Origin of the sequence: Pleurocapsa sp. CCALA 161 (assembly GCF_003003995.1) — a bacterium.
Lineage (GTDB): Bacteria > Cyanobacteriota > Cyanobacteriia > Cyanobacteriales > Xenococcaceae > Waterburya.
Window position 1 is genome coordinate 1 of the sequence record NZ_PVWF01000220.1, and the last position, 4,205, is coordinate 4,205.

Genomic DNA, 4,205 nt, shown 5'->3' on the forward strand with positions numbered 1-4,205 from the left:
GATGTTTGTTTCCTGGTCGGGCTTTCATCTCAAGGTACAAGACGCATGAGTTTTCAGCCCGACATTAATTTATAAAATACCAAATTGCACCAATGTGATTCTCTAATGATTTGGAAAAGGACAAGGTTTTTCGCACCAAACGAGATACTCGTTGACGCAACGTATTGTTGAATCGCTTAACGTAGCTGGTCTTACCCGTTTCTTTTCCAACCGCTCGATGTCGTTTGCTCGGTAGCACTGCCCCATACGCTGCCCAAAAATCAGTGTAAGCAATGGCGCATTGGCGATAGACCGCAGGCAAAGACGACCACAACTGGCGAGCTGCTGCTTCATCTCGCGCACCAATATAAACACCCGGGTAACTGTAAGAAATTCTACTCCTCCATCATTACATCTAGAGCACTACCCTAAAACTTTAGGCATTTGAGAGCCACCTTCTCTCCAGGCTTGAATCGCTTTAAAATATTCAAAAGCTAAAGAGCGATTTCCAGCCTAATTGCACTACGAATTTACTACCTAAACAGCAGCGATCTCTCCAATTCTTTTATTTTGGAAACAGATGTCGCCTTTGTCCAATACCTGGATTAAAAATACCTGCTACCTCCTCATCAGACAATTGACTGAGTTGAGTTTCTAAATCTTTGACTGTGAAGGCATAGCCTCTGGCTTTAGCCAGAAGAATGAAAGCTTCTGGATCTTTCTTGGCTTTCTGTCTTTCTTGTTGAGCGTGGGCTTGCTCTACCTTTTTATAGATTCGAGCAGCATTTTGCGAAGTCATAATTGTGCCTCCTTTTGCAAGGATGAATTTTATTTCGATGTTTTTCTAACTTTGTATACTTTCAGTTCTTATAAGCATAAATTATTTAAACATATATAATTATAACTCATAATTATCTTCAAGAAGACACCATCTCAAAGTTACTTGCCCCGTTTCACGATTGTAAACATGAGTTGGCAGACTAGAATCGAAGAATTCCATTCCTACTTTTTCTAGCTCTACATCGATAATATTTTGAGCTTTGGCGATCGCTTTAGCTTCCGTCACTTCAAAATAATCGGTAGGATAAAAAATGCCACAGTCTTCGCCAAATTTATAGTTATAACTGTCGCCATCAGGCAAAGAACAGTCCCATAAATACAAATACTTAAACTTTTTGTGAATTTCTTTACCGCGATCGCTGAGATATTTGCGATCGCCAAAGTAAATAACAGCCTAGGAACGACGAATAAATTTTCTGTCTGCTGTCTTCCAAATACCGATTTTCAAACCTTTATATTTATAGGTTTGATGTTTGTTTATCTCTATTTCGTTCATCAGCCATAAAACTCCAAAATTTGTTAAATATTTTGATACCAACATTTGGTAATTAATGGCAACGTAAGCAAACAAGTGAACTCTATGAATTTTCTAGGACTTTAACTAGCTAAAAAGATTATTTGTTCCTCATATTTTTAGCTAGTTATAAGTAAAAAATTTAGTCAACTAAATCCACTAAAGCTTTTGGCTTAAACTGAATAGTACCTGAGCTTGAATAGCGATAATGTTCGCCAGGAAATACTAGTAGTGTTATGTTGGTTCGATCGCTATTAGAGATTGATTTTACCGTGCAGATCTGCATTTTGTTTCTAAAATAGGCAATAATGCGATCGCCTGGCTTAATCTGAAATGCTTGAATTTTCGTATCAAACAGCACTTTATTCTTCTTCATCTAATTCTTCCTCTTGGTCTAGAATATCTTCAAGTTCATTTGTCTTTGTCATCATGTCATCGCGAAACCTCTCAGAATGACTAGGCATAAATCGACCAGTACTCTTAATCCATCTAAAAAGAGATTCATTTTCTCTAGGAGTAATAATCACTGCTGGTTCGCCTATCGGTTCTTCTTAAAGTGCAGGATTGATGTATTTTTTATTCATCTTTGTTGTTATCTCAAGTTTCAGTTGATAAATTGCTTTTTGATAAAAGGTGAAGTCATGGCAGACAAAAGACTGCCGTAATCTAGATTGAAATTTACTCCCACTCCCACTTTGAGATCGGACTTTTGGCTGTCGAGAACTAGATGATCGCTACTTGACCCTAATATTTCGAGATCTCGATCTGGACTTAAACCAGAGATTAGAGTGTCCTGCTTGCCTAAAGCAATAATTGCTCTTTGATGTGTACCACAATTTTTGAATACGGGGATATTGCCAAAAGCATCTCGTCCAATTTCTCCAAAAGGTACAGAAGGCTTTACTTTCGATTGAATGTTTTCTAAACGAGAGTCGGCAATAAACTTGACCCCGCCTCGAATCATGGCTTCGGCAATTAAAGGCTCTCCCAATACTGCCTTAGATACTCCCATCAAGGAAATACCTTGTTCTCCATAAAGTTCGCATAACATCCGAGCATTATACTGGATTTGGGATAGGGTGATTTCAATTCTGGGCATAAACCCTGGCATATTTTTGTGGCAACCCTTAATGTTCACCCCGTTGTTAACAAGGGACGTATCTGAGAATTTCCTTTGTATCGTCGGTTGAGAGTGGGAAAAAGATTACCCAAGGCACGTGTCAGTTTTGAACAGCCATAGGTTAAGACATCTGTGGTTGGCAATAAAAGACGGTCTTCATAGCCTTTGATAGTCTTCTGAATTTCTGTTTCGGTCATGTTTTCATGGCTTAGAGCGATCGCAATTACCTGGGATTGGGATATTGCTCTAATCAGCAGAATTTCACTAACAATATTTGGCATTGGTAAAAGGGGAAAATCACAACGGAATTTCCTGCTAGGAGCATGTTGTAAAATAACTCCATCGGGCATACATCCTTTGAGAATACCCACCGAACTCATAAAGGCTGGATGGGAGACGACACTTTGCCCTTCCACTAAAATAATATCGGGACTTTCCATTTCAAAAGCTCGAACAAAGGCATTTTCTATTTCCCCAATCACAAATTGGGACGTTAGCGCGTCGATGGAAACACCATATTTCGCCCCTTGCATGATTGCTGTTTGACCTGTGGCAATCAGCACCGATTTAATTCCCAAATTGTTTAAGGCGTTGTTTAATTCCACTGCGGTAGTCATTTTTCCACAAGCGCAATCAATACCCAAAATGGCAATTACAGGAACAGTTACTTTCGCAATTTGACCAGTAAAAACATGGAGGTCTTTTAATTGGGGAGGTTTTCTAATATCTCGAATTTTAACTCCCCATTGATTGGCAACCTCAATAAATTCAGGATCTTCAGAAAAGAATTCGTGAAGACAATTAATAATGTCCATGCCTTTGCTCATGGCTTCCAAAATTAAGGCTCTTTCTGCTATAGATAAGGTCGCATCTAAGGGAGCTTTGCCATAAATATAGCAATGGGGAATGTCTGGTAATAGATCTAAAGCTGACTGTAAGTTAGCAAAGATGGGAATATTGTTTTTCTTGTTATCTAGTTTTTCTCCTGCATCTTCCCCCGCTAAGAAACTATCAATTACCCCCACAATATTATAAGTTTCGGAGTGTCGAACTAACCCTGCTGCGGTTTTGCCGTCCATTAAACCAAATTGATTTTCACAATAGACTAAAGCTGTTTTTTTGGCGATCGACATTAAGGTTATTTTCCCGATTAATTGTAAAATTTTGATGAGGCAAAGTCGCCCCATATTTATAGATCAGAGAGATTGATTGACTTCTACTGCTTGAAGTTCCGACTCATTAAAATAGGCTCCCTTTAAGTTAGCTCCCTCTAATTTAGTCATCTTTAAGTTAACTCCTGTTAAATCTGCTCCTCGTAGGTCAGCTCCTTGCAAATTAGTATTCCGTAAGTTTGCCCCTCGTAAGTCTGCTCCACCTAAATTAGCCCCTCGTAAATCTGCGCCTCGTAAATCTGCTTCTCTCAAATCTGCTCCACTAAGGTCAGAGTCAATCATTTCTGCATCAATTAGGCACGCTTGAACCATTTCTGTATCTGCCAGATTTGATTCATTTAATATAGCTTGACTCAGATGCGCTTTAGTTAGCTTTATCCCTTGTAAATTCGAGCCAATCAAGTGCGCTCCAGTTAAATGCGCTCCAATTAGATTGGCATTAGTCAGACATACTTAAATTAGACTCACCCGACTAAAATCTCGCTGTCCTGCTGCGGATCATTATGAACTACCCCAACTTAGCTAACGCTTGAAGTTGGGGTTTCCAACTCCTCGGTACTAAGTCGTGACTTTTGACGCT

At 39.2% G+C, this 4,205-nt stretch carries 8 protein-coding genes and 1 pseudogene; 1 reads left to right on the plus strand and 8 read right to left on the minus strand.

Translation table 11 applies throughout. From position 1 onward, the window contains the following. Positions 1–64: 64 nt before the first annotated feature. The 3 genes and pseudogenes from C7B62_RS24740 to C7B62_RS24750 all read right to left on the minus strand — a co-directional run. Positions 65–355: pseudogene (locus C7B62_RS24740) on the minus strand (IS1 family transposase); the annotation flags it as partial. A 189-nt stretch (positions 356–544) separates the two neighbouring features. Then, on the minus strand, positions 545–778 hold the full coding sequence (locus C7B62_RS24745) for a Nif11-like leader peptide family RiPP precursor (RefSeq protein WP_106244057.1): 234 nt from the start codon (positions 776–778) through the stop codon (positions 545–547). Positions 779–877: 99 nt separating this feature from the next. Next, positions 878–1,141 (minus strand): hypothetical protein, encoded by a 264-nt coding sequence (locus C7B62_RS24750; RefSeq protein ID WP_106244062.1) that lies wholly within the window; start codon positions 1,139–1,141, stop codon positions 878–880. A gap of 15 nt (positions 1,142–1,156) precedes the next feature. Here C7B62_RS24750 and C7B62_RS25965 point away from each other — a divergent pair, with 15 nt between their 5' ends. Further along, complete coding sequence (locus tag C7B62_RS25965; protein ID WP_158260749.1) at positions 1,157–1,324, plus strand: hypothetical protein; 168 nt, start codon at positions 1,157–1,159, stop codon at positions 1,322–1,324. A 151-nt stretch (positions 1,325–1,475) separates the two neighbouring features. Here the strand turns inward: C7B62_RS25965 and C7B62_RS24755 are convergent, their stop codons facing one another. From C7B62_RS24755 to C7B62_RS26725, 5 genes are all read right to left on the minus strand, one after another. Beyond that, positions 1,476–1,709 carry a hypothetical protein gene (locus tag C7B62_RS24755; protein ID WP_106244065.1) on the minus strand — a complete coding sequence of 78 codons (234 nt, stop codon included), beginning with the start codon at positions 1,707–1,709 and terminating at the stop codon, positions 1,476–1,478. Next, entirely contained in the window at positions 1,696–1,860 is a 165-nt protein-coding gene (locus tag C7B62_RS24760; protein ID WP_233220148.1) for a hypothetical protein, read from the minus strand. The genes C7B62_RS24755 and C7B62_RS24760 overlap by 14 nt, the downstream gene beginning before the upstream one ends. 77 nt (positions 1,861–1,937) lie before the next feature. Then, positions 1,938–2,444: a hypothetical protein gene (locus C7B62_RS24765; RefSeq protein WP_106244069.1), complete on the minus strand. Its 507-nt coding sequence runs from the start codon at positions 2,442–2,444 to the stop codon at positions 1,938–1,940. 23 nt (positions 2,445–2,467) lie between these two features. Then, complete coding sequence (locus C7B62_RS24770) at positions 2,468–3,586, minus strand: DUF1611 domain-containing protein (protein ID WP_106244073.1); 1,119 nt, start codon at positions 3,584–3,586, stop codon at positions 2,468–2,470. A 63-nt stretch (positions 3,587–3,649) separates the two neighbouring features. Then, on the minus strand, positions 3,650–4,072 hold the full coding sequence (locus C7B62_RS26725; protein ID WP_255414099.1) for a pentapeptide repeat-containing protein: 423 nt from the start codon (positions 4,070–4,072) through the stop codon (positions 3,650–3,652). Positions 4,073–4,205: the final 133 nt, after the last annotated feature.

Coding starts and splice junctions, on each gene's coding strand:
- C7B62_RS24745 (WP_106244057.1), bottom strand. CDS start 778: ATGACTTCGCAAAATGCTGCTCGAATCTATAAAAAGGTAGAGCAAGCC.
- C7B62_RS24770 (WP_106244073.1), bottom strand. CDS start 3,586: ATGTCGATCGCCAAAAAAACAGCTTTAGTCTATTGTGAAAATCAATTT.
- C7B62_RS24755 (WP_106244065.1), bottom strand. CDS start 1,709: ATGAAGAAGAATAAAGTGCTGTTTGATACGAAAATTCAAGCATTTCAG.
- C7B62_RS24765 (WP_106244069.1), bottom strand. CDS start 2,444: ATGCCAGGGTTTATGCCCAGAATTGAAATCACCCTATCCCAAATCCAG.